At 67.1% G+C, this 17,347-nt stretch carries 19 protein-coding genes; 14 read left to right on the top strand and 5 right to left on the bottom strand.

Annotated features, from left to right (window positions below):
* The first annotated feature begins 189 nt into the window (after positions 1-189).
* Positions 190-1,143, top strand: a complete 954-nt coding sequence (locus tag ABLG96_RS03485) for a neutral zinc metallopeptidase (protein WP_353651368.1) — start codon at positions 190-192, stop codon at positions 1,141-1,143.
* Positions 1,144-1,357: 214 nt separating this feature from the next.
* Here the strand turns inward: ABLG96_RS03485 and ABLG96_RS03480 are convergent, their stop codons facing one another.
* Entirely contained in the window at positions 1,358-2,038 is a 681-nt protein-coding gene (locus tag ABLG96_RS03480; protein WP_353650030.1) for a GNAT family N-acetyltransferase, read from the bottom strand.
* A 54-nt stretch (positions 2,039-2,092) separates the two neighbouring features.
* On the opposite strand from ABLG96_RS03480, the gene ABLG96_RS03475 reads away from it, so the two are divergent.
* Together ABLG96_RS03475 and ABLG96_RS03470 are read left to right on the top strand one after the other, a co-directional pair.
* Complete coding sequence (locus ABLG96_RS03475) at positions 2,093-3,064, top strand: NAD(P)H-quinone oxidoreductase (protein WP_353650029.1); 972 nt, start codon at positions 2,093-2,095, stop codon at positions 3,062-3,064.
* Between the two features lie 37 nt (positions 3,065-3,101).
* Positions 3,102-3,635 (top strand): bacterial proteasome activator family protein, encoded by a 534-nt coding sequence (locus ABLG96_RS03470; RefSeq protein ID WP_353650028.1) that lies wholly within the window; start codon positions 3,102-3,104, stop codon positions 3,633-3,635.
* Positions 3,636-3,690: 55 nt separating this feature from the next.
* Here the strand turns inward: ABLG96_RS03470 and ABLG96_RS03465 are convergent, their stop codons facing one another.
* Positions 3,691-4,944 (bottom strand): saccharopine dehydrogenase C-terminal domain-containing protein, encoded by a 1,254-nt coding sequence (locus ABLG96_RS03465; RefSeq protein ID WP_353651367.1) that lies wholly within the window; start codon positions 4,942-4,944, stop codon positions 3,691-3,693.
* Positions 4,945-4,952: 8 nt separating this feature from the next.
* Entirely contained in the window at positions 4,953-6,518 is a 1,566-nt protein-coding gene (locus ABLG96_RS03460; protein ID WP_353650027.1) for an APC family permease, read from the bottom strand.
* Between the two features lie 309 nt (positions 6,519-6,827).
* On the opposite strand from ABLG96_RS03460, the gene ABLG96_RS03455 reads away from it, so the two are divergent.
* Positions 6,828-8,147: an aspartate aminotransferase family protein gene (locus ABLG96_RS03455; protein WP_353651366.1), complete on the top strand. Its 1,320-nt coding sequence runs from the start codon at positions 6,828-6,830 to the stop codon at positions 8,145-8,147.
* Positions 8,148-8,193: 46 nt separating this feature from the next.
* Complete coding sequence (locus ABLG96_RS03450) at positions 8,194-8,667, top strand: Lrp/AsnC family transcriptional regulator (RefSeq protein ID WP_353650026.1); 474 nt, start codon at positions 8,194-8,196, stop codon at positions 8,665-8,667.
* A 243-nt stretch (positions 8,668-8,910) separates the two neighbouring features.
* On the opposite strand, the gene ABLG96_RS03445 is transcribed toward ABLG96_RS03450, so the two are convergent.
* Positions 8,911-9,867, bottom strand: coding sequence for a LysR family transcriptional regulator (locus ABLG96_RS03445; protein WP_353650025.1), 957 nt, complete (start codon positions 9,865-9,867; stop codon positions 8,911-8,913).
* 87 nt (positions 9,868-9,954) lie between these two features.
* Here ABLG96_RS03445 and ABLG96_RS03440 point away from each other — a divergent pair, with 87 nt between their 5' ends.
* From ABLG96_RS03440 to ABLG96_RS03415, 6 genes are all read left to right on the top strand, one after another.
* A complete protein-coding gene (locus ABLG96_RS03440; RefSeq protein WP_353650024.1) occupies positions 9,955-11,133 on the top strand; it encodes a TDT family transporter in 1,179 nt (392 codons plus the stop codon).
* 106 nt (positions 11,134-11,239) lie between these two features.
* A complete protein-coding gene (locus tag ABLG96_RS03435; protein WP_353650023.1) occupies positions 11,240-11,794 on the top strand; it encodes a uracil-DNA glycosylase family protein in 555 nt (184 codons plus the stop codon).
* A 94-nt stretch (positions 11,795-11,888) separates the two neighbouring features.
* Entirely contained in the window at positions 11,889-12,449 is a 561-nt protein-coding gene (locus ABLG96_RS03430; RefSeq protein ID WP_353650022.1) for a hypothetical protein, read from the top strand.
* Between the two features lie 80 nt (positions 12,450-12,529).
* Entirely contained in the window at positions 12,530-12,751 is a 222-nt protein-coding gene (locus tag ABLG96_RS03425) for a sigma factor (RefSeq protein ID WP_353650021.1), read from the top strand.
* A 111-nt stretch (positions 12,752-12,862) separates the two neighbouring features.
* The gene (locus ABLG96_RS03420) at positions 12,863-13,051 is read left to right on the top strand and encodes a sigma factor-like helix-turn-helix DNA-binding protein (RefSeq protein WP_353650020.1); all 189 of its coding nucleotides are present in this window, start codon (positions 12,863-12,865) and stop codon (positions 13,049-13,051) included.
* Positions 13,048-13,716: a zf-HC2 domain-containing protein gene (locus ABLG96_RS03415; protein ID WP_353650019.1), complete on the top strand. Its 669-nt coding sequence runs from the start codon at positions 13,048-13,050 to the stop codon at positions 13,714-13,716. The genes ABLG96_RS03420 and ABLG96_RS03415 overlap by 4 nt, the downstream gene beginning before the upstream one ends.
* Positions 13,717-13,964: 248 nt before the next feature.
* Here the strand turns inward: ABLG96_RS03415 and ABLG96_RS03410 are convergent, their stop codons facing one another.
* The gene (locus tag ABLG96_RS03410; protein WP_353650018.1) at positions 13,965-14,345 is read right to left on the bottom strand and encodes a YsnF/AvaK domain-containing protein; all 381 of its coding nucleotides are present in this window, start codon (positions 14,343-14,345) and stop codon (positions 13,965-13,967) included.
* Between the two features lie 316 nt (positions 14,346-14,661).
* Between ABLG96_RS03410 and ABLG96_RS03405 the strand changes: the two genes are divergently transcribed.
* From ABLG96_RS03405 to ABLG96_RS03395, 3 genes are all read left to right on the top strand, one after another.
* Positions 14,662-15,375, top strand: coding sequence for a TetR/AcrR family transcriptional regulator C-terminal domain-containing protein (locus ABLG96_RS03405; protein WP_353651365.1), 714 nt, complete (start codon positions 14,662-14,664; stop codon positions 15,373-15,375).
* Positions 15,376-15,542: 167 nt separating this feature from the next.
* Positions 15,543-16,307: a hypothetical protein gene (locus ABLG96_RS03400; RefSeq protein WP_353650017.1), complete on the top strand. Its 765-nt coding sequence runs from the start codon at positions 15,543-15,545 to the stop codon at positions 16,305-16,307.
* 185 nt (positions 16,308-16,492) lie between these two features.
* A complete protein-coding gene (locus tag ABLG96_RS03395) occupies positions 16,493-17,287 on the top strand; it encodes a PRC and DUF2382 domain-containing protein (protein ID WP_353650016.1) in 795 nt (264 codons plus the stop codon).
* Positions 17,288-17,347 lie beyond the last annotated feature (60 nt).

Below are 17,347 nucleotides of genomic sequence, written 5' to 3'. Positions count from 1 at the left end.
TGCAAGGTATGGCCGTTCGACAGCAAAGGTCAACCGGGCGAAAGGAAACGAAAGCAAGTCGCTTGCCAATGAGACCTGGAGCACTTGCGGAACGTACTCGACTACCCTTCTCCGAGGTAGCGCCCGCCAGTTCGTCGGGTGCGCTCGACCGGCAACCGGCGCGGCGACATGAGGAGACCTGTTCCGATGGTGAAGTTCAACGAGGGCGCCTCCCTGAACACCGGCCAGGTCTCGGATCGTCGCGGCAGCGGCGGAGGCGGGGGCGGGGGTATCGGCGGACTGGGGTCCCTGGGCAAGGCCGGCGGCGGGCTCGGCCTGATCATCGCGCTGGTGTTCGCGGCCATCCAGCTGTTCGGTGGTGGAGGCGGCAGCACGGGCGGCGGCAGCGCAACGGGCGGGCTGCTGAACCAGGCGGTCGACTCCGGCGGCACCGCCGACAGCGGAGAACTTGCCGCGAAGTGTCGGACCGGCGCCGATGCGAACACCGACGACGACTGCCGGGCTGTGGCGTTCATCAACTCGATCCAGGACTACTGGGCGAACGCGCTGCAGCAGAGCGGTCGTACCTACCCGGAGGCCACCACCGTCTTCTACTCGGGCTCGACGTCGACGGGATGCGGTACCGGCCAGTCCGGGATGGGGCCGTTCTACTGCCCCGCCGATTCCCAGGTCTACATCGACCTCAGCTTCTGGAACGACCTGAAGACCCAGTTCAAGACCAACGGTGGGGTCTTCGCGCAGGGGTACGTGCTGGCCCACGAGTACGGTCACCACATCCAGGCCACGCTCGGCACGTCCGACCGCGTCAAGGCCGGCGACAAGGGCCCGACCTCGGGCACCGTCCGCCTCGAGCTGCAGGCGGACTGTTACGCGGGCGTCTGGGCCAAGAACGCCACCACCACTCCTGGTCCGGACGGTCAGATCCTCATCTCGGACATCACCCAACAGGACATCACGGACGCCCTGGACACCGCTTCCAAGATCGGCGACGACTACATCCAGACCGAGATCGCGGGCGGACCCAACCAGCCCGACAACTACACCCATGGCACCTCGGCGCAGCGACAGAAGTGGTTCAACACCGGCTATTCCAGCGGTCAACCCGCCAGCTGCGACACCTTCGGAGCCAGCAGCCTCGGCTGACGGGGTCTCGACTCGTTCGTTCCTCTCTCGCTCGACCACCGTGGTTCGCGCGATCGCGCGAACGCCCCTGCGGTGATCGATCGAACGCAGGAAGTCGAGCGAACGCCTCTGCGGTGATCGATCGAATGCCCTCCGTGGATCGAGCGAACGAAGGAGTCGAGATCCTGACGCATGCACGACCGGGTCTCGCTGCACCCGGCCGCACGTGAGGCTGTCAGATCATCGGAGCACGAGACGGATCCGCGCCGAGCAGCGTCAGGACCTCCTCGGTCACGCCGTCCACCTGCAGCTGCCAGTCGGGTCGCCGCAGATCCTCCGGCGTGAGCAGGAACCGCTGGTTCTCCGCCGCCTCCCCCGGCCGGCGGACCAGGGTGCTCGATCCGTTGGGCCGGTATCCGAGCTTGGTGGTCACGTTGATCGAGGCCGGGTTGTCGAAGAATGCCTCGGTCTCCGCCCGCAGTGCTCCGAGGGTGTCGACGGCGAAGAGCAGGACGGCGGCACGCATCTCGGTACCCAGACCCCTACCCTGCGCCGACTGCGTCAGCCAGGATCCGGTGCCGACGGTACGGGTGACGGCGAAGTCGTTGGCATGCAACGACTGCAAGCCCAAAACCTCGCCCTCTGCGCGCACGACCCATTCCAGGTTCCACTCCTGCGGAGCGATGCTGCCCCGTACCGACCACCAGTACTTCAGGCTGGTCCTGACCAGCTCGTGCGGTGGCTGGTCGGTCCACGGCTGGGCGAACGGCATCACGGCCGGATCGTGGATCCCGGCCAGGACGGCCTTTACCAGCACGGCGAAGTCCGCCTCACGCAGCGGTGTCAGCGTCAACCGCGGCGTCCGCAGCCGAAGCCCGTCGGTCGGCCAGAAGTCGGTGAGCTGGGGTGACGTCACCCGACCAGCATCACCGCGTCAGGTACCCGCTGCCAACCCCATAAGCTGATCCTCATGAGGGCTGTGGAGATCGAGGACGGCGCGTTGCGCTGGGGCGAGGCCCCTCGACCGGAGGTCCGTCCCGGTGAGGTCGTGATCCGGGTGGCGGCGAGCGCCGTCAACCGCGCCGACCTGCTCCAGGCAGCCGGTCACTACCCCGTACCGCCGGGCGCCTCGGAGATCCTCGGCCTGGAGTGCTCCGGCACCATCGAGGCTGTCGGCGGCGGGGTCGACGGCTGGTCGGTCGGCGACGAGTGCTGTGCGCTGCTCTCCGGCGGTGGCTACGCCGAATTCGTGGCCGTTCCCGCTGTCCAGCTGCTGCCGATCCCGGACGGGGTCGACCTGGTGACGGCCGCAGCGCTGCCCGAGGTCGCCTGCACCGTCTGGTCGAACCTCGTGATGACGGCACGTCTTCAGCGCGGCGAACGCCTGCTCGTGCACGGCGGCGGGTCAGGGATCGGCACCATGGCCGTCCAGGTGGGGGTCGCGCTCGGGGCCGAGGTGGCGGTGACGGCTTCGCGGGATGCCGCCCTGCTGCGCTGCGCCGAGCTCGGCGCCGACCTGACCATCAACTACACGACGGACGACTTCGAGGTGGTGATGCGCGCTGCCACCGGTGGAGCCGACGTCATCCTCGATGTGGTCGGCGCGAAATACCTGCAGCGCAATGTGTCCGCCCTTCGTGAGGGAGGCCGGTTGGTGATCATCGGGTTCCTCGGCGGGAGCCGTGCCGAGCTGGATCTGAACGCACTCATGCAGATCCGCGGCACTGTCGCCTGCACCGCCTTGCGCAGTCGGCCGACGGTGGGTGCCGGCTCGAAGGCCGAGGTGGTCGCCGCGGTGCGTGAGCAGCTGTGGCCGATGATCGCTGCGGGTAGCGTGCGTCCGGTCATCGAGGACGTCCTGCCGATGACCGAAGCAGGCGAGGCGCATCGACGGATGGCGGCAGGCGGCCACATCGGCAAGATCGTGCTGGAGGTTCCGTGATGATGGACAGCAAGCACCGACGAAGGGGATTGAGCGGATGAGCAGCGCAGAAGCAGCAGGAGAACAGCGACGCGTTCTGGTGATCGGACCCGACGGGCAGCCGGCGGATGCCGAGGTCACCGAGACCGAACAGCCGGTCTCCCCCGGCGGCGCTGCTGAGCTGATCGGCGAGCCCGCAAAGGTGATGCGGATCGGCACGATGATCAAGCAGCTCCTGGAGGAGGTGCGCACAGCGCCGCTCGACGAGGCCAGCCGGGTGCGCCTTCGCGAGATCCACGCCAGGTCGATCGCCGAGCTCGAGGAGGGTCTCGCTCCCGAGCTGCGGGAGGAGCTCGAGCGGATCACCCTGCCGTTCACCGAGGACTCGGTGCCGTCCGATGCGGAGCTGCGGATCGCCCAGGCCCAGCTCGTCGGATGGCTGGAGGGCGTGTTCCACGGTCTGCAGACAGCTCTGGTTGCGCAGCAGATGGCCGCGCGCAGTCAGCTGGAGCAGATGCGACGCGGTCAGCTGCCCCCCGGTTCGTCGGCGGAAGAGGGCGGCCAGCCCAGCGGGACGGGCCAGTACCTGTAGGACACTCGTCGCAAGTCCATCGGGATCTCGACCCGGTCGTTCCTCCCTAGCTCGATCACCGAAGAATGGGATGCTCGCGGATCCCCCAGGGGCTGCCGTAGGCGGTGAGCAGATCGAGGAACGGCTGGGCGTCGAATGCCTCGGGGCCCCGAACGCCGGTGCCGGACCAGGTTCCGGCGGCGATCAGCTCCAGGGCCACCACCGGGTTGATGGCGGTCTGCCACACCACGCACTGGTGGCCGTACTCGCGCATCGACCACTCGTTGTCGACCACGTGGTACAGGTAGGTCGACCGCGGCGCACCATCCTTGCCCGTTCCGGTGACCCATAGTCCGGCGCAGGTCTTGCCCGTCATCCGCGGTCCGATGGTGGCCGGATCCGGCAGGCAGGCGGCCACCACGTCGCGCGGCGACACCTCCACGCCGCCCACCTTCACCTTCTCGGTGCTGTCCAGGCCCAGCGTGTGCAGCGTCCGAAGCACCCCGATGAACTCCTCGCCCAGCCCGTACTTGAACGTCACCCGCTCGGCATCGACCCAGCGCGGCATCAACAGCACTTCCTCGTGCTCGACGTTCACGCACTCCACCTCACCGATGCCCTCCGGGAAGTCGAAGACCTCGGCCTCCGAGAAGGGGGGCGTGGTGTACCAGCCGCCCTCAGGTCCGACACCGGTGGTCCGACTCCGTTCCCAGATGACCGGCGGGTTCAAGCATTCCTCGATGGTCGTCCAGATGGAGAACGACGGCGCGAAGATCTCGTTCCCGTCCTCGTCGTGGACGGCGAGGTTCGCACCGTCCCGGGTGCCGAGCTCGTCGATGTGGGAGAACAGGTGGTCGGAGGCGTAGCGGGCGAACACGTCGGAGAGCCCTGGCTCCACCCCCATGCCGACCAGCGCGAGCTGGCCGGCCGACTCCCATTGCGGGCTGAGAGCGAACTGCTCGTCGCCGAGCTTGACGCCGACCCGGGCATGCGGCTCGGTCGGATGACGCTGCGACAACGACATCGCCATGTCGAGATAGTCGGCGCCCGCATCGAGAGCGCCCTCGAAGATCGGCATCACGAACCGCGGGTCGACTGCGTTCATCACGTGGGTGATGCTGTGCTCGCGGCAGAGCGCGGACACCGCCGCCGCACCCGACGCATCGACCGCCGCCGCGGTGAACCGCGAATCCTGCAGTGCTGCCACGGCTTTCACGGACCTGGCCTCGTCGCGGTCAGCCACCACGATCAACTCGAAGAAATGGCGCCTCGCGGCGATGGCGGTGAACGCCGATCCGACTCCGCCCGCACCCACCAGCAGGATCCGCATGGGGGCGGTCATCCTCGCACTCCGGCTCCGGGCCGGACCGGTCCGAGGGCGGCCAATGCCACCTCGTCGGACACCCGCTCGAACCCTCTGCGGGAGAAGAACACTCGGCCGGCCGGGGTGAACCGCCAGGCCACCATGAGCACCACCCCGAGAACGACGAAGAACAGCGCGATTGCCAGCGGCACGCCGAGGCCGAGCACTGCCGAACCCGAGTAGGACTCCTCGGGGTCGGCGAGTTGGATCACCGACTCGACCAGCAGGTATCCCAGGATGAGAGCGCCGATCAACGGCCCGAGACCGATGAACAAGAACGCCTTGACGGAGGTGAACAACCGGTGGCGCCAGTAGATGACGCAGGCCAACCCGGTGAGCGCGTAGTAGAAGGCGATCAGCAGTGACAGCGCGGAGATCGAATCGAACAGGAAGTTGTCGCTGATGATGCTCGCTCCGACATACCAACCGATCGCAACGAGACCGATGAACCAGGTCCCGAATCCCGGAGTGCCGTACTTGGGGTTGATGGTCGCGAAGATCTTCGGAAACGCGCCCGCCGCTGCCATCGACAGCGAGACCCTGGAGGCGGGCAGGATCGTGGTCTGGGTGGAGGCGATCCCCGAGGTGATGATGGACAGCAGCAGGATGAACGACAGCGGACCAAGGACGAGATCCCCCAACGCACCGAACAGAGTCTCGTCCTCGTACCCCGTCACGAAGTCCACGCCGGCCACCGCGATGGTGATGATGCCGACGCCCAGGTAGGTGGCCACCAGGATGACGGTGCTCCACATCCCGGCCCGACCTGGTGCGGTGTCGCCGTCGCGCGACTCCTCCGACAGGTTGACCGCCGATTCCCAGCCCCAGTAGATGAACACGCCGACCAGCAGACCACTGGTGAGCTGGGTGGCGGAGAGCCCGACCGGGTTCAGCCAGTCCCAGGACGGCGCCACCGAACCCTCCGGCAGACTGCCGTTCGCCAACCGGATGACGCCGACGACGATGAACACCACGAGCGCGGCGACCTGCGCGAAGACCAGCACGACCTGCACCTTCGCCGAGGCCTCGGTGCCGACCACACACAACCACGTCATCACCAGCACGATGATGATCGCCAGGATCATCACTCGCGGGCGGGACTCGGCCCAATCGTCCAATCCCACCAGTACGTACAGATACTTGGCCGCGACATCCGCCAGCGAACCGATCACCAGCACGCCGGTGGTGAACACCGCCCAGCCGCCCATCCAGCCGAACCAGGGACCCATCGCCCGCGTCACCCAGGAGAAGGTGGTGCCGCAGTCGGTGTCGGCCCGGTTCATGTAGAGGAAGGCGCCGGCGATGAGGAACATCGGCACGAACGACACCCACAGCACGGCGGGCGCCTGGACACCGGCGATGACGACCACCGAGCCGAGCACTGCGGCGATCGAGTAGGCCGGCGCGGTGCTGTCCAGCCCGATCGACAGGCCTTCCCAGAAGCCGATCGCGGAATCCTTGAGGCCCTTGCTCTGCCTCGGCGCGGCCACTCGACCGGCTGGTCCGTTCCCGCTCGGGTTCGTGCTGCGAGAGTCCGTCATCTGCGCTCCTGTACACCGCTGGGGTTCCAGGGTCGCTGCTGTCAACGACCCGCCTGCTGGCAGACAGTTTCAGCCGCAGACTGCGATTTCCGCAAGATCCATCGGGTTACAACCATGATTTCTTCACCTTCGGACTTGGTTCGCTGCGGATTCCATGTTCAGATGGAGCATCGGCGGTGGGATCCCATCATTCGCACCGCCGATCACTGCTTCGCGGACGAGGAGGACGAAGTGACCACCCAGATCGAGCCGGACACCGGAACCGACACACTGGCGCATCTGCAGCAGCCGGCGCGTGACCACCTGTGGATGCACTTCACCCGGATGTCGAGCTACTCCCACGCCGACGTCCCGATCATCGTCAAGGGTGAGGGCGCCTACATCTGGGACTCGAAGGGCCGCCGTTACCTCGACGGTCTGGCCGGGCTGTTCGTCGTGCAGGCCGGCCACGGCCGCCGCGAACTGGCCGAGGCCGCCGCGAAGCAGGCCTCGGAACTCGCCTTCTTCCCGATCTGGTCGTACGCCCACCCCACCGCGATCGAGCTCGCGGCTCGGATCGCTGCCATGGCACCGGGCGACCTGAACAAGGTGTTCTTCTCCAGTGGTGGTGGCGAGGCCGTCGAGACCGCGTGGAAGCTGGCCAAGAACTACTTCAAGATCACCGGAAAACCGCTGAAGCACAAGGTGATCAGCCGCGCGATCGCCTATCACGGCACTACCCAGGGTGCGCTGTCGATCACCGGCCTGCCGCCGCTGAAGCAGCAGTTCGAGCCGTTGGTGCCCAGTACGTTCCGGGTCCCGAACACCAACCTCTACCGCGCCCCGATCCACGGCGACGATCCGGAGGCATTCGGGCGCTGGGCCGCCGACCAGATTGCTGTCGCCATCGAGAACGAGGGACCGGACACCGTCGCCGCAGTGTTCCTGGAGCCGGTGCAGAACGCCGGCGGGTGCTTCCCGCCGCCGCCCGGCTACTTCGCCCGGGTACGGGAGATCTGCGACGAGTACGACGTGCTGCTGGTCTCCGACGAGGTGATCTGCGCATTCGGTCGCCTCGGGGCGATGTTCGGCGCCGAGCGCTACGGCTACCAGCCTGACATGATCACCTGCGCCAAGGGACTCACCTCCGGCTACTCGCCGCTGGGCGCGACGATCATCAGCGACCGGATCGCCGAGCCGTTCCAGCACGGTGACGCCAGTTTCGCGCACGGCTACACCTTCGGCGGCCACCCGGTCTCGACCGCGGTCGCGATGGCCAACCTGGACATCTTCGAGCGCGAGAAGTTGAACGAGCACGTCCGCGCCAGCGAGGGCGCCTTCCGCGGCACCCTGGAGAAGCTGCTCGATCTACCGATCGTCGGCGACGTCCGCGGCGACGGATTCTTCTACGGCATCGAGCTTGTCAAGGACAAGGCGACCAAGGAGACGTTCGACGCGGACGAATCGGAACGAATGCTCCGCGGGTTCCTCTCCTCCGCCCTGTTCGAGGCCGGTTTGTACTGCCGCGCAGACGATCGCGGCGATCCGGTGATCCAGCTTGCGCCGCCGCTCATCTGCGGGCAGGAACAGTTCGACGAGATGGAGCAGATCCTGCGCTCCGTGCTGACAGAGGCCTGGACGCTGGTCTGATCCGGCCGGTGCGCAGCAAGAGGTCCGGGACGAGGACGATCAGGTCATGACCACATCCGGCGACCGCGGGCGACTCGACGATCTCTCGCGGCAGATCATCGCGCTCCTGCAGGTGGATGGCCGCGCGTCCTACTCCTCGATCGGCAAGGCGGTGGGGCTCTCGGAAGCTGCCGTCCGCAGCCGGGTGCAGAAGCTGACCGAGAGCGGCGTCATGCAGGTGGTGGCGGTGACCGATCCGATGGAGATGGGGTTCGCCCGGCAGGCGATGATCGGCATCCGCGCCTCCGGTCCGCTGGAGCCGTTGGCAGCTGCGCTGGCCGAGCTTCCCGAGGTGATCTACGTGGTGATCACCGCCGGATCGTTCGATCTGCTGATCGAGGTGATCTGCGAGAGCGACCTGCACCTGCTCGATCTGGTCTCGTCCCAATTGCGCTCCCGCGACGACGTGGCCAGCACGGAGACATTTCTGTACCTCAAGCTGCAGAAGCAGACGTACGCCTGGGGCCTGCCGGCGGAGTGACCGCCGATTTCGACGGTGTCGAGCGACTGACGTTGCGCGAGCGACGTAGGAGACAAGACCTGTTCTGTCCCAACGAAATCTCGACGCGCTCGTCTCTCGCTTGCTCGATCAGCGGACCTGACGCGGACTCGAGCGACTGACGTCGGTCGAGCGACGAAGGAGACGAGACCCCGTCGGATTCGAGGCTGACCATGACGTTCGCGCGGCGCGATCGGTGTGTGTTGTTAGGGCGCGGCAGCTCACTCAGCGTCCGGTCCGTTGGTTCGTCCGCACCGTGTCCGTCGAACGTTGTGGTGGACGTGCTCCGGCTGCGGCCAGTAGCCGCTGACATGGCTCGGAGAGCGGCCGCTCGTTGGACCAGATCGCGGTGAGCGGGCGGGTGATGGCCAGATCGGCGACAGGGATCTCGATGAGGGCGCCGGCCCCCAGCGCATCGGCGACGGCGAGTCTGCTGAGCACGGCAGGGTCGGCTGCGGCGATGACGGTCGCCCGGATGGCCGCGGCCGTGGGTAGTTCCGCCGCGGGCCGGACCATGATCTTGCCGTGATCGGTCAGCGCGACCTCCAGGGCGGTACGGGTTCCCGAACCTTTCTCCCGGACCACCAGAGGGGTGGCGGCCAGTTCCGCGGCAGTCAACGAGCGTCGACGGCTGGTCCAGGGATGGCCGGGACGGACGACCACGACCAACGTGTCGGTGGCCAGATGATGGGACGACAGGTCGGCAGGAATGTCCGGGGTCTCGATGAATCCCAGCTCGTGCGTTCCCCGGCGGACCCGTTCGATGACGCCGGCACTGTTGGTCGCCGTGAGGCGGATGGTGTTGCTGTCAGGTGCGAGGGCGCGCACATCGATCAGCCACCCGGGCAGGAGCTGTTCGGCGATCGTCAGACTGGCGGCGACATCGGCGGGCGTACCGTCGCCCTCACGCAGGGAAGCGACCGCTCGTTCGAACAGCCGAGCAGCCTGCAGGACGGGGGTTGCCCACGACGCGACGAGCAACCCGGCGTCGGTGGGTCGTGACCCGCGAGAGGACCGCACCAACAGTGTCAGTCCCAGATCCCGCTCGAGCGCGCGCATCTGCAGGGACGCTGCCTGCTGGGTGATGCCGAGGATGCGAGCTGCGGCGGACAGGCTGCCGGTGACAGCCACGGACGCCAGCAGATCCAGACCCGTCAGTTGGGCCGGTCGTGTCCTGGCCACCATCGATCACCTCCACAAGCGCTCCTTGTGACCGTACAAGTCCTTGCCTCTACCGCCACCCCACCCGCAGCAGGCAGCGTGGTCGGTATGAGCATGACCGTCGAGCAACCCGACTCACCACAACTCCCGCGTCCCGCCGGTCGACTGGTGTTGCGTGATCTGCAGGCTCCGGGTCAGGCCTTCGCGCACATCACGCCGAACTGGTTCGCCTCGGTGATGGGTACCGGCATCGTGGCCACCGCGGCGGCGACCTTGCCGGTGCAGTTCCCGGGTCTGCGCGGGGCGGCGACCGTGGTGTGGGCCCTGGCTGCGCTGCTGCTCATCTGGCTCACCGTCGCCACCGCAGTGCACTGGCGACGTCACCGCGCGGCAGCCGTCGCCCACCATCTGCACCCGGTGATGGCGCCCTTCTACGGCGCCCCGCCGATGGCCCTGATGACTGTCGGTGCCGGCACCCTGCTGCTCGGGACCGACGTGATCGGCAGTACCGCCGCAGTGGCCATCGACATGGTCCTGTGGACCGCAGGCACCGTGCTGGGTCTCGTCACGGCGGTCGCGGTCCCGTATCTCACGTTCACCCGCCACGACGTCGCGGACGACAGTGCGTTCGGTGGCTGGTTGATGCCCGTGGTGCCGCCCATGGTGTCCGCAGCTACGGGGGCTTTGTTGTTGCCGCACGTCCCGCCCGGTCAGCTGCGCCTGAACCTGTTGCTGGCCTGCTACGCAATGTTCGGGCTGAGCCTGATCTCGTCGCTGATCATCATCACCCTGATCTGGGCCCGGCTCGCCCGGCACCGGGTCGGACCCGCCGGAATGGTCCCGACCCTGTGGATCGTGCTCGGGCCGATCGGGCAGTCCATCACGGCCGCGAACCTGCTCGGCGGCAACGCGCATCTGGCTGTTCCCGCTCCGTGGTCGACCGGGCTCGAGGTGTTCGGTGTGATCTACGGCCTGCCGATGCTGGGATTCCTGCTGCTGTGGACCGCCGTCGCCGCCGCCATCACCGTGCGCACGGCACGGCAGGGGCTGCCGTTCTCGCTCACGTGGTGGTCCTTCACTTTCCCCGTCGGCACCTGCGTCACCGGTCTGAGTGGTCTGACCCTGCACACCGGTTCTGTGGTGCTGCGGGTGCTGGCCGCCGGCTACTACGCATTCCTCGTCGCCGCCTGGACGCTGGTCGCGGTGCGTACCTTTCACGGAAGTGTCATCCGGGGAACGCTGCTGATTCCCCCCGGCGCGACCCCACGACCGGACGGACAACCATGACCACTGACCTGATCCTGCTGGCACCCACCCGGTCCGCGGGCAGCACTCTCGACCTCGCCGCGCTGACATCGTGATGCCCGACGCACCCCCTCCGGTCGGGACCCGGGTGACACCCCCGGCCCCCGATGCGCTGGACGACCTCGTGAGCCGTTGGCGTGCGGCTGCTCCCGGACGATTCGTGCCGGCCTTCGACCCCGACAGTGGACGTACACGGGCACGGGTGCTGGTGTTGCTGGAGCGCCCTGCCGCCGACACGGTGGCCAGGGGTGACGAGGCAGTGAGCAGCGAGGACAACCCGAACCGGTCGTCCCGCGCTTTTCGCGACGCCCGCATCGCGTCCGGCATCACCAGGCGCGACTACCTGCGCTGGAACATGATTCCGTGGGCAGACCCCGGCCCGCCGGCCGTGATCAGGTCGGCCGAGCTCGACAGTGCCCGCGACGCACTTCACGAACTGATGACAGCGCTGCCGCTGCTGCGCAGCATCGTCACCCTCGGGCAGCCGGCCCTCGACGGCGTCATGCGCTACTTCACCCTCCACGACACCCCCGTCATCCGAACAGTTCTCGCGGCCCCCCATCCTTCGCCGGCCAACGGACGCCACCGTGCCGAACAGCACGTCCGCATCGTGGCGGCGTTGTCCCGGGCGATGCAGATCTGACGGGTCGAGATCTGAGTTCCCCCGCGGTGAACCATCTCGACCGCCGCGCCGTGTCAGCCGGTACAACCACCACACCAGCTCAGGAGAATCCACCATGACCTCACGCATCCTTCTCGGCACCCTCGGTCTGGCCGCCGCCGCCGCACTGGCCCTCACCGGTTGCGGCGCGGACACCCCGGCAGCCAGTTCGACCCCGGCAGTCGCATCCACGACCGCTGCGGGAGCATCGATGACCGGCCCCCCTGCCTCATCGGCCGGCACCGCGACGGGTCCTGTCACGCTGAAGACCGCGTCCTTGTCCCTGGGCAAGATCCTCGTCGACAGTGCCGGCAAAACCCTCTACGTGTTCGACAAGGACACCGCGAACTCCGGTTCCAGCGCCTGCGTCGACAAGTGCGCCACAGTGTGGCCGGCACTCGTTGCCGGCACGGACGCCACCACCGTCGACGGGGTCACCGGCAAGGTCGGCACCATCACCGGCGTCGACGGCAGCCAGCAGGTCACCCTGGATGGACGCCCCCTGTACTACTTTGCCAAGGACGCTGCTGCCGGTGACGTCGCAGGACAGGGCGTGATGGGTACCTGGTGGGTCGTCGGGACCGACGGGGTCAAGATCACCACCAGCGGCGCCCCGATGACATCCAGCAGTAGCTGACCCGTCCACGAGACCGGCGAGACCACCGACTCGGAACCGGAATCGGTGAGCAGAGGGTGTAAGGGACGGAGAGGGCGCACATGGCTGCGGAATTGACGGCTGACGCTGCGTTCGTGGAAGGAGTGCTCCGCGAACACGGCAGCATCCTGTTCGCGTTCTGTCTGCGCTTCACCGGCGATCGGCAGCGGGCCGAGGACGCGGTCCAGGAGGTCCTGGTGCGGGCCTGGCGCCAGGTCGACAGCCTCGAACTCGGCGAGCGGTCGCTGCGACCGTGGCTGTTACGTGCGCCAGAAATCTCCTGACGGATGCGCACCGGGCGTCGTCATCGCGACCCGTGCTGGTCCATGACGACGATGCCATGGCCGCCGCCGGAAACACCGAGAACGCCATCGATCGAGCCGTGGAGTCGGACGATGGCCGAGGCGTTGCAGCGGCTCTCCGACGAGCATCGCCAGGTCCTGGTGGAGTGTTTCTGGATGGGCCGCTCGGTCAGCGAAGCTGCCCAGGTGTTGGGTGTTCCTGTCGGAACGGTGAAATCGCGCACCTACTACGCGATGCGGGCGCTCCGGTCGGCGTTGACAGAGATGGGGGTCGGGCGATGATCGATCACACGCAGGCGCAGCTGTCGTTGGGCGCGTACGTGCTCGGCGCACTGGACGCGGGCGATCGCAGCGAGCTCGAGGAGCATCTCGCGGGGTGCGCGGACTGTCGACGTGAGCTGGTGTCCTTCGCCGGCCTCCCCGGTCTGATGGGCCGGTTGTCGCTCACCGAGGTGCAGCAGCAGGAGCCGACCCCGTCCGCCGCGCTGCAGGTGTCGACCCTCGCGGCCATCCGGTCGGAGCAGGACAGCTTTCGTCGCACGGTGCGACGATGGCGGGTGGTCGCCGGCGGCGGCCTGGCCGCCGCTGTCGCCGCCTGCGTGGCACTGATCCTCGTACTGACGAGCAGCGGTCCCGCGGTGGTCGATGCTGCGACAGTTCGCCGGGACCTGACCGCCGCCACCGGTGTCAGCTCCCGCGGCTCGTTGTCGTTGCTCAGCAAACCGTGGGGCACGCAGGTGCACCTGGTGCTCTCGGATCTGCCCCGCACCGGAGCGTTCTCGGTGCGCACGATCGACGACGAGGGTCGGCAGAGCACAGCCGCGACCTGGCAGGCAACCCAGAACGGCCAAGCAGAACTGACCGGCGCCACCCCGTCCAGGATCGACGACATCGACCGCGTGGAGATCGTCACAGACACCGGAATCACCGTGCTGTCGAACCGCTGACACCCGGACACTGGCATCCCACCGGACGTGCCATCCGATCACGGGATCAGGATCCCCGGCGACGACCAGTTCCCCACCTCCGGAGACACCGTTCGGAGCGACATGCCCGTCGGGCCGCACGGGCTGGGCTCGGGTGCGAGCGACAGGCACGTGGCGACCGCGCGGCAGGACCTGGGACGAGCCCGGCTGTCAACCCTTGCCCTCATCGGTCCGGTTCAGGCACGGCTGGGCTGTAGCTGCGGTTGGTGTCATGTCGTCGACCGGTGGGTATCCCCCAGGGGGTCTTCGTGCAGTTCGATCTGCTCCTTACCGACGGGTTCGGTGACGGTCCGGTCCTCGGTCACGGTTCTCGTGCTGACTCGGATCCGTTCGATGGCAATGTTTTCCATCGTCACGACGGGGCGTTCCGCGTACAGGATGATCTCGAAGTCCTGCTGTTCGTCGGCCGTCGGGAGTAATTCGTCGGCTGCGTCGGCGTCGGTGATGGGTTCTCGGTCGATGACGATCTCTTCCCGGGATACAGGGACGGTGATGGTCTGCATCTCGGTGACGATCTGTTTCCGCAGCCGGACCCTGGTGGTGGCCACCCGTTGGGTTGTGACGCGCAGGTGCTCCTCGGATCGAGTCATCCACGCATCGTCTGGGACAGCGCGGTCATCGGTCGCCCCGCGGTCGTCGGCTCCCTGGTGCGGAGCGAACTCTTCGGGGGTCGGAGCTGCAGTCATCTATTGCCTCCCTGGAACAAGGAATGGGCGCTGGCCGACCCACTGCCCGCAGACCTTACGCCGTAAGAGATTGAGTCGTGAGGTGGGGACAGTTCACGTACGTTGCACCTACACCTTCAGCACCGTGGGTGACCTGAGTGTCGAGGAGACCAGTGTGAGCACCGATGACCGTGTGGATCCGGACAGCCCGGAGGGCCTGGGGTCGGCAGCCGCCCCCACCTTGACCGTCGAGTCTCCGACCGGCCGGGCGCCCTTGGACCGTCAGAAGATCCTGCGCGCCGCAGTGGTGATGATCGATGAGAACGATCTACGCCATCTGACGATGCGCCGCCTCGGGGCTTCGCTCGGAGTCGAAGCAATGGCGCTGTACCACTACGTCCACAGCCGGGAGGACCTGCTGGACGGTGTGGTCGAGTTGGTGATCGACGATCTGTACGGCGATCCCGACGTCCACATGTCCGGCGATCAGTGGCAGGACTACCTGCAACGGTTGGCGCACGGGGTCCGGCGGATCGCGCTTGCCCACCCGCAGGTGTTCCCGCTGATCGCGACCCGACCACCGGCGGCGCCGTGGGTGCGTCCGCCGTTGCGGAGCCTGCGATGGATGGAGTCGTTCCTGGACACGATGAAACGGTGCCGGTTCACCGACGCCTCCTGCGTCGCGGCCTACCGAGCCTTCTCGAGTTTCCTGCTCGGGCATCTGCTGCTGGAGGTCTCCGCACAGGGCGACGACATCGGTCCCATCGAACAGGCCGACCCCGATGAAGTACCTCGCACCGATCTGAGCGAATACCCGCAGCTGAAGTCCCTCGAGTCGGAGCTGTCGCAGGACCATTCTGCCGAGGAGTTCGAGGAGTCCCTGGAGAGCCTGCTCGACCGGCTGGATCATCTGGAGCGCCATCCCCCGTCGACCGCAGGCGGACCGGCCTCCTGACGCGCGACGGCGAGGAGCTCTCTGCTCACTCTGGGCGCCGCCAGCCGCACCGTACAGCGTAATAAGCCCAGCCAGTAGGCTGTTTACAAGATAAAATCAGGGGTACTTTCCTCCTGCGCAGGCTCGTCGAGGCTGCGCATGTCCAGCCCCCGATGGAGGAGTCCCCCTTGAAACAGTCCCTGACGAATGCGTTGAGCAACATCGTCACGTTCCTGCCGAAGTTGCTGGCGTTCCTGCTGATCCTGTTGATCGGCTGGTTCATCGCGAAGATGATCGCCAAGGCCATCTCCAAGCTCCTGGAGAAGGCGGGTTTCGACCGTGCGGTGGAGCGCGGCGGCATCAAGAAGGCCCTCGAGAAGAGCTCGTTCGACGCCTCGGACATCGTCGCGAAGATCGTCTACTACGCATTGATGCTGTTCGTGCTGCAGCTCGCGTTCGGCGTCTTCGGGCCGAACCCGATCAGTGACCTGTTGACCCGGCTGATCACCTTCATCCCGGCCCTGATCGTGGCCATCCTGATCGTGATCATCGCCGCCGCGATCGCCGCCGCGGTGAAGGGCCTGATCCAGAACACCCTGGGTGGTCTGTCCTACGGGAAGGTCCTGGCCAACGTGGCCAGCATCTTCATCCTGTTCCTCGGTGTGGTCGCCGCCCTGAACCAGGTCGGCATCGCCACCACCGTCACCACCCCGGTACTGATCGCGATCCTGGCCGCGCTGGTCGGCGTCATCGTCGTCGGCGCCGGCGGCGGGCTCATCAAGCCGATGCAGCAGCGCTGGGAGAAGACCCTCGCCAAGTACGACGAGGAGAAGCCGAAGATGGCCGAGGCCGCCCGCAACGCCCCCTCCGTGCAGGCGCAGACCCAGCAGGCCGCCGCCCAGGCGAAGCAGATGGGCGGCAACACCCAGGGCGCATCCCCGCGCCGTCACTGACCCCGTCGGTACCCGCATCGCTGCAGTCGATACGGGTATCAGCCCCTACAGGAGGACCGATGGTTTTCGGTGAACGCATCACCCCGACCCGACCGCGGCCGGGTCCCTCCCTGCAGTCCGCAGTTCCGCAGGCCGTCCCGGCGGAATCCGCCACCGGGACACCCACCACATCAAGGAGTCACAGCATGAGCATCAACGTGCAGGACCCGAGCGAGATCATCGGCGCCACCGTCTACGGCCCGGACAACGACAAGATCGGCACCGTCGACACCGTCTTCCTGGACAACCAGACCGGCCAGGTCGCCTGGGCAGCAGTCAAGACGGGCATGTTCGGCATGAACGTGTCCCTCGTTCCCCTCAACGACGCAACCTTCAGCGAGGGTGATCTTCACGTGCCGTACAGCAAGGACCAGATCAAGGACGCGCCGAACCACGACGCCGACCAGCCCCTGTCCGAGTCCGACGAGGACGAGCTGTACCGGCACTACCAGATCGACGGCGGCCAGCAGTACGCCGGCGGACAGACCGACGTCGACATGGACGCGCAGACCGGTGTCGAGGGCCAGGACACCTCCGGTCCCAACACCGACAACGCGATGACCCGCTCCGAGGAGCGACTGAACGTCGGCACCGAGCAGGTCGAGGCCGGCCGGGCCCGGCTGCGCAAGTACATCGTCACCGAGAACGTCACCCAGACCGTCCCCGTCTCACACGACGAGATCGTCGTGGAGCGGGAGCCGATCACCGACGCCAACCGAGGCGACGCCATGTCCGGCGGCGAACTCACCGAAGAGGAGCACGAGGTCGTCCTGACCGCCGAGCAGGCCGTCGTCCAGAAGGAGACCGTCCCGGTCGAACGGGTCCGCCTCGGCACCGAAACCGTCACCGGCGAGCAGGAAGTCAACGCCGAGGTCCGCAAGGAAGAAATCGAGACCGTCACCGACGGCGACGACCGCACCCAGCGACCGGCGCAGCAGTAACAGCAACTCTCGGCACACGCTCCACACCGGTTGACACACAACCGATTCCGCATCGAGGAA

The organism is Nakamurella sp. A5-74 (assembly GCF_040438885.1).
In the GTDB taxonomy this organism is placed as follows: Bacteria; Actinomycetota; Actinomycetes; order Mycobacteriales; family Nakamurellaceae; genus Nakamurella.
This window is presented reverse-complemented; position numbering and strand designations above follow the sequence as displayed.